The 6,596-nt window shown below is 39.1% G+C and carries 8 protein-coding genes; all 8 read right to left on the reverse strand.

Annotated features, from left to right (window positions below; translation table 11 throughout):
• Nucleotides 1–300: 300 nt before the first annotated feature.
• Nucleotides 301–1,098: a methyltransferase domain-containing protein gene (locus VXK47_RS08740; RefSeq protein WP_435548393.1), complete on the reverse strand. Its 798-nt coding sequence runs from the start codon at nt 1,096–1,098 to the stop codon at nt 301–303.
• Nucleotide 1,099: 1 nt separating this feature from the next.
• Nucleotides 1,100–2,086: an NAD-dependent epimerase/dehydratase family protein gene (locus VXK47_RS08745; protein ID WP_435548394.1), complete on the reverse strand. Its 987-nt coding sequence runs from the start codon at nt 2,084–2,086 to the stop codon at nt 1,100–1,102.
• 10 nt (nt 2,087–2,096) lie between these two features.
• Nucleotides 2,097–3,224: a radical SAM/SPASM domain-containing protein gene (locus VXK47_RS08750; RefSeq protein WP_435548395.1), complete on the reverse strand. Its 1,128-nt coding sequence runs from the start codon at nt 3,222–3,224 to the stop codon at nt 2,097–2,099.
• A 28-nt stretch (nt 3,225–3,252) separates the two neighbouring features.
• Entirely contained in the window at nt 3,253–4,422 is a 1,170-nt protein-coding gene (locus VXK47_RS08755; protein WP_435548396.1) for a glycosyltransferase, read from the reverse strand.
• A gap of 18 nt (nt 4,423–4,440) precedes the next feature.
• Complete coding sequence (locus VXK47_RS08760; protein WP_435548397.1) at nt 4,441–5,589, reverse strand: sodium ion-translocating decarboxylase subunit beta; 1,149 nt, start codon at nt 5,587–5,589, stop codon at nt 4,441–4,443.
• 20 nt (nt 5,590–5,609) lie between these two features.
• Nucleotides 5,610–5,753 carry an OadG family transporter subunit gene (locus VXK47_RS08765; RefSeq protein ID WP_435548398.1) on the reverse strand — a complete coding sequence of 48 codons (144 nt, stop codon included), beginning with the start codon at nt 5,751–5,753 and terminating at the stop codon, nt 5,610–5,612.
• A gap of 31 nt (nt 5,754–5,784) precedes the next feature.
• Entirely contained in the window at nt 5,785–6,000 is a 216-nt protein-coding gene (locus VXK47_RS08770) for a biotin/lipoyl-containing protein (RefSeq protein WP_435548399.1), read from the reverse strand.
• A gap of 326 nt (nt 6,001–6,326) precedes the next feature.
• On the reverse strand, nt 6,327–6,596 hold a 270-nt coding region (locus VXK47_RS08775; RefSeq protein ID WP_435548400.1), incomplete at its 5' end, for a transposase.

Consider the following 6,596-nt stretch of genomic DNA (forward strand, 5'->3'; position numbering starts at 1 on the left):
CAGATATTTCGATTGCTTCAATGACAAAGAACGAATAAGCTTTCGTTTATAATAACGTTTTTACAAAACGATCGGGCAGGTATTGTCAAAAACTCGGCATTTATTGCCTTTTGTGGTTCTCCAATGAAAATCGGAGCCCTCAAATCCGCTCTATTACCGGAATTTCAGTTGTTGATCTGTTTAACAAGCTGCCTTTTATCGTTTTGAAATTAGCTCAAGGGTTTTGATTATTTCTTTCTTTTCCATAAAGAAACAATAGGGCCGTTATTTCTTTATGTCAAGGACATAAAGATGAGAAATTCACTTTCTCCCCAGCACATAAAACAAATGACTCATAGGCAGCTTTAATACTCCCTCCCTAAACGTCATATCCCATTTGCCTAATGCCTTCATCCAGCCCGGATATATTCCGGTTCGTACATATTCAATAAAAGGTACTTCCCATAACGGCTTTTCCTTTGGCGGCTCTTCATTTTTACTTCCGAATCTTTTATGAAGTCTTATATCTCTTGGGCCGCTTGGATCGGGCCAGCCGGGTGTATCGATAGCGCCGTATTCAATTACATTGATCCCTGAATCTTTAAAAAGCTTTTTAACTTTGGTAATATGGTTGTATTTTACTTGACCGTGTGTCCACGGAAAGCCGAATACTTTGTGAATCAGCCTGTGCCAAGGATAACCGGGCTGAAAATTATTACATGTAACAAGAAGTACATATTTTTTTGAAACACGCTTCATTTCCAAAAGATAATTTGGAGGATTATCAAGTTCCGTCCATGTGACAAAATTCCAGGCAAGATCAAACTGATTATTTTTAAAACCTGAATTATAAACATTTATATTTGAAACTGTTTCAACTCTATTTTCAATTCCTGTTTTTTCCCATCCATAAATCATATCCTGTTCAGGGTTTACGAGTGTAACGTTGCAGCCCGCAAGTCCGAAGCCTATTGAATACAAAGATCCGGCGGCTTTTGCGCCGTGGCTCGGCATTTCAACTACTGTTTTTAAATTATATTGCTGTGTAAAAATCTTTTGCAGCTGCAGCAGAACATATCTGTCATAAGTTACCCCGAATACTTCTATCTCTTTTCCCACTTTATATCCATCCCTTTTCTTTGTACCAATCCACAGTTTCTTTGATTCCGTCATAAGGATTGATTTTTGGATTAAAGCCCAACTCTTTTTGTGCTTTTTCAATAGAAAAAACACGGTCTGCCAAAGTAGATTCTATATTTTTTTTCGAAACCGGGGGTGTTTTCCCAAAAAAAGAAAATGTCTTTTCAACAAATGAAGCTATAACCAATGCTATCCATTCAGGAATATACAATGAAGTTTTTCGAATACCCAATGCTTCCTGGATAATTTTACGTATGTTGTCGAATTCTTCAGATTGCCGGTTTGTTATAAGATAAATCTCACCCGGTTTGCCTTTTTCTACTGCTGCCAAAATTCCTTCCACGGCGTCTTCAACGTGTATAAGCGGAGTCAGCTTGGCCTTATTGCCAATTTTGGGAAATAATCCTTTTTTTGCCATGCGTGTAAGCTTCAACATATCTCTTGTATCGCCTGGACCATATACCATTGAAAATCTTATTATGACTGCAGGCAGGCCTTCCTGTTTAACCATGTTCAAAACTTCTTTTTCAGCTCTCAGCTTGCTTCTTCCATAGGGGTGATGGGGATAACATATGCTTTTTTCTGTTGCAGGAATATCCGGACAAATTCCCATTGCAGCAACAGAGCTGCAATGAATGATTTTATTAACACCTGCCGATAGAGCTGCTTTCATGATATTTAAAGTACCCCGGACATTTACTTCATCAAACATGAATTCACTTACGGTAAAATTGCTCATGTGCCCGAGTGTCGCCATATGAATCAGACAATCCACATCTTTAGCAATGTAGTAAAGAGATGCAGGGTCGGTGATGTCGCCGGTAACATATTCGACATCAAATTCTTTCAGAGCATCAATATTACTTCCTTTCCGAATCATACATCTTAATGTATTACCGCTGGAAATCAATCTGCGCACAAGATAGGGTCCGATAAATCCGGTTGAACCGGTTATCAAGTATCGCATGTTATTCCTCTCATTTTATCATTTCATGCAGAACTTTGACCAGAGAAGGTCCGTGCATCAGCATATTTGAATATGTCTGATTTGCAAGAGGACAACTGCATGTTCCACTATATATGTCATTACGAACTGTATCCGCCTGGATACTGTTCCAAAGATCTTTGAAGCTATAATTATAATCACGCAAATTTCCCATAGATTTTTCGTAAGCAAGGGTGCAACAGGCCCAGACATCGCCGTAAGGCGATAAATGGGCATTTGAAATGCCTGCATAACAGGGGATAACCTGGCGTTTTTCTTTAAGAATTTGAACGGCAAGAGAATAATAAACCAGACGAAAAGCATTTGTAAGCCTGAGAAAAAACAAACGGTTTTTCATATTGGCTCTGATATGAGAAACAAAGTATTTTATCGCCTTTTCATAGTCTTCAGCTTCCGGTGTGATAGAGTTTTTTGTGTTAAACATTTCAAATCGCTGTTCGGCAATTTCATTTCTATAGCTGTCGGCTGCAAGCGATGTCACAAAAGCAGCGATTTCTTCTATGTCGCTAACATTCCATCTGGATATAACAGTGCCAAGCTCAGCATGAAAATTGGGGAAATCGGGCTGCATCGCTTTAAGCCTGTTAAACAGAGTCATGACTTTTTCAAAATTGCCTTTTACTCCCCGGATATTATCGTGCTTATCTCCTATATGATCCAGGCTGGGTTTAACCGTCAAATGCGTTTTAGGAAAGTCTGATTTTAGAAAATCTATAATTTGACGGGTTTTATTTCCCACAAGTTCAAAATCTATGGCATTTGTCGGGATGTGAATAATGCCTGGAGACAAGTATTTACAGGCAAGTTTTATTATTTCGGCAATATCAGGCCGCAAAAAAGGTTCACCGCCGCTGATGTTAAATATATAGATATGACCCATAGAACGAAAAATTTTTTCAATTTCATCAATTGTTAATTCCTCGTTCTTTTTTTCAGGATGTTTTTCATAGATTGCCCATATACTACAGGTTCGACAACGGGACTGGCATTTGTTTGTAACAGAAAAAGTAAGATTTATAGGCAAACCGCAAGGTATGATTTTCTTCCTTGCGAGGCGGTATCGAATAATCTTAGGAAGCACTTCTTTAAGATAGCTCACAAGTTATGCCTCATTAAAGGTTTTTTTACTAGTCCGTCAATCTTTTGTATATGGAATATGTTTTATTGGCTATTTCCGGCCATGCAAGTTTGTTGGTAATAATTTCCGATGCATCCGTCATTGCTTTTAGTTGAACAGGGTCATTTATGCAACCAATTATTGCAGTTGCAAGACAAGATACATCGTTTGGCCGGACAACAAAACGCTGGTCACAAACAAGATCTGGTAATCCGCCTGCATCTGTTACAATAAGCGGCTTGCGGAAAGAAATTGCAGTAGCTCCCACACCGCTCTGGCTGTCAAAGTGATGGTATGGCAGAATCACAATGTCTGATGCCGTAAAGTATCTATATACTTCACCTGAAGGTATATAATCAAGATAAGTTGAAATATAGTTTTCTAAATTAAGCTCTTTTATTAAATTATGATAGGGTTCCCATTTTTCCCATAATTTTCCTGCTATCAAAAGACGTGATTCGGGTATTTTTGCCAAAACCTGGGCAAAAGATTTAATAGCCGTATCGACTCCTTTATATGCGCGAATAGCTCCAAAAAGGAGAATGATTTTATCCTTTGTATCAAAACCCATTTCTTCTCTGATCTTATCTCTTTCAATTCCTTGTTTTACATGAAAATCCAAAGAACCATGAGGAACCAGACTAATTTTGTTAGATGAAATTCCATAAACAGTAATCATCTGCTCTTTGTTTTTTGCTGTATGAACAATAAGATGATCAGCCAAACGGAACAGCGAACCGCTTAGCTTTTTATATGCAAATGATTTCTCGTGAGGCAAAACATTATGAACTGTAATAACTATAGGCTTACGGCGTATTTTATAGCAGCTGCATATAATAAAATAGATGGGAAAAAGCGGCAGACTCCACCACTGGGCATGCAATAGATTCGCATCGCCAAACAGGCCTTCTTTCAGCCACGTAAAGGGATTATACCAGGTCAGTCTGCGTTTTATATTAAGTTTTGGATGATTGATAGCCGGAAAAGTATTATCTTCATTAAGCCCTCCGCCGGGGTAAATAAAAGAAGGGTATAGTTTTTTAAATGAGATAAATTCCGTATCAACGAGATCAGCTATTGATAAAGCAAGTTCCAGACAATAACTGCTGAGTCCTCTAAGAGGCGGGAAGGAACCCAGCATGGCAATTTTGATATTGTCCGGGGTTTCAGATTTTATCATCGGCCTTCCAGCAGATTTTTATTTTAGCATAGTCAGAAAGAGTCCTGCTGCTATTGCGGTGCCAATGACTCCGGCTATATTTGGTCCCATAGCATGCATAAGAAGAAAATTGTGCTTATCCGCCTTTTGCCCCTCAACCTGCGCTACCCTTGCAGCCATAGGAACGGCTGAAACACCGGCGGAACCAATGAGAGGATTGATTTTTTCTTTAAGGAAAAGATTCATTAGTTTTGCTATCAGGATACCGCCTACGGTACTGAATGCAAAAGCGGCAAGTCCCAGCACGAAGATGAAAATCGGCTGCGGTTTAAGAAATTTTTCAGCGGCCATCGTGGCGCCAACAGCTACACCTAAAAATATGGTGACGATGTTTAGTAATTCATTCTGGGCGGCATGATTTAACCTTTCTACAACCCCGCTCTCCCTGAAAAGGTTTCCCAGAAACAGCATAGCCATTAAAGGAGCTGCCGGAGGAACCAGCATGCAAATAACTATTGCGCCGACTAAAGGGAAAACGATCTTTTCAGTTTTTGAAACAGGGCGCATCTGTTTCATTTTGATTTTTCGCTCTTTTTCAGTAGTGAGAAGTCTCATGATAGGAGGCTGAATAAGCGGCACCATTGCCATATAGGAATAAGCAGCCAAGGCATTGGCGCCCAGGAGGTGAGGGGCCAGCTTGGCAGTAAGATAAATGCATGTGGGCCCGTCGGCCCCTCCTATAATGCCGATAGATGCAGCTTCCTTTAGGCTGAATCCGAATATAATAGCCCCGAAAAAAGCAACATATACTCCAAATTGTGCGGCAGCTCCCAGAATAAGGGTTTTAGGATTTGCAATCATAGGCCCGAAATCAGTAAGAGCGCCTACTCCCATAAAAATCAGACAGGGGATAATTTCAGTGGCTACTCCGAAATCATAAAACCAACGGATCAAATCCCTTTGAGGTCCCTCCGCGCCTTGTGATATGCCCATAATTGGCGCTAAAGGCAAATTTACGATAAGTATTCCAAAGCCGATAGGCAGAAGAAGAAGCGGTTCAAATCCCTTTTTAATAGCAAGATAAATAAAAATAAAAGCTACAATCCACATTATTACATGACCGACCTGTATATGAAGAAAACCGGTATTTAATATTATCTGATTCAACAATGGAAAGCTATCAGCCATTTTCTGCACCGCCTTTCATTCTAATCCGCCTTTTTGGGTTTTATTTTAAGTATAACAGCACTCATTATTTTGACGCAGCACATTAACATTAGCAAACCTGCAAATACACCGCTGAAACCGCAGGCAAAAACCTTGAGTGCAGATAACATTATGCTTTCATTCATTTATATCAAATCTCCTCTGTGATTTAATATTCTATTCTATAAGCATCAATAACTGGTCCGCATCGACAGTATCTTTCTTCTTTACTTTAATTTCCTTTACCATTCCGCCTGACGGAGCATAGATGGGATTTTCCATTTTCATTGCTTCAAGAATAAAGAGTTCATCATCTTCGGCTACCTTGTCGCCTTCCTTAACCAGAATTTCCAGAATCGATCCCTGCATCGGAGATCTGACTTCCATACTCATTTTCGTTTTCCTCCAGTTCGTCTGTGAAATATTATCGTAAACAATCCTTATCAGGCATTATTGTGCTTAAAGAATTAAAAACAATCAACTGCAATAGAGCTGATAAATCCGGTAATTTCGGACAAAATTTATTCCGGTTTTGTGACTATTAATACATTTTAAAGTTACAGCAAAAGAACAAGTAGTGCATAAATTTGCTTACAGCTAATACATGACATTTTTATGGCAACCGTCATAAAAATGCAACTCAGATATCATCATGTATAACCATATTAACTTGATAAGTACAGCAAATAAGCTGCATGCAGTCTTAAAAACCAATATTCTCATAAAAACTGGGTACTGTCAAGTTTTTGTGTAAAATTTTTATCAGCCGGTTTTTGAAAGAATGGCAGACTCTTACGCACTTTTCCGATAGGGTTTGATTTCCAGTGTAACTCCATTTTAAGACAGATAAATGCCGGGAGAGTATAGCAGGCGTTCTCCCCGGCTACGATCTCCATCGGTTTTGTTCTGCGTTTAAATTCTTTGTTAAGGCGTTCAATAATGTTCGTGGTCCTTAAAGAAATCCATTCTTCTTCGGGACAGATAAAAAA

Origin of the sequence: Desulfobacterium sp. N47 (assembly GCF_051233685.1) — a bacterium.
GTDB lineage: Bacteria > Desulfobacterota > Desulfobacteria > Desulfobacterales > RPRI01 > RPRI01.

Coding starts and splice junctions, on each gene's coding strand:
- VXK47_RS08745 (WP_435548394.1), bottom strand. CDS start 2,086: ATGCGATACTTGATAACCGGTTCAACCGGATTTATCGGACCCTATCTT.
- VXK47_RS08755 (WP_435548396.1), bottom strand. CDS start 4,422: ATGATAAAATCTGAAACCCCGGACAATATCAAAATTGCCATGCTGGGT.
- VXK47_RS08760 (WP_435548397.1), bottom strand. CDS start 5,589: ATGGCTGATAGCTTTCCATTGTTGAATCAGATAATATTAAATACCGGT.
- VXK47_RS08765 (WP_435548398.1), bottom strand. CDS start 5,753: ATGAATGAAAGCATAATGTTATCTGCACTCAAGGTTTTTGCCTGCGGT.
- VXK47_RS08770 (WP_435548399.1), bottom strand. CDS start 6,000: ATGAGTATGGAAGTCAGATCTCCGATGCAGGGATCGATTCTGGAAATT.